Here is a 206-nt window from a genome sequence, read left to right as displayed (position 1 = left end):
CAAGGTTTGTTTCTTTGGAAACGGTAGACAAAACAAATACATGAAGCGTACATTCCGTTCCAAACGCAAAACATTGGGTAGGAAGAAAAAACTCAATGCCATCCGTAAATTGGATGATAAAGAACAGCGATGGATGAAAGACCAAGACCACAAGGTGAGCCGTGCAATCGTCAATTTTGCAAAAGACAATCACATTTCTGTCATTC

General features: G+C 39.8%; 1 pseudogene. It reads left to right on the top strand.

The features are described from left to right. Positions 1-206: pseudogene (locus ACQCV8_RS20290) on the top strand (RNA-guided endonuclease TnpB family protein); the annotation flags it as partial.

Source organism: Metabacillus sp. 84, from assembly GCF_050107715.1.
GTDB lineage: Bacteria > Bacillota > Bacilli > Bacillales > Bacillaceae > Metabacillus_B.
The sequence above is the reverse complement of the archived record's forward strand: the minus strand, read 5'-3'. Positions and strand labels throughout refer to the sequence as shown.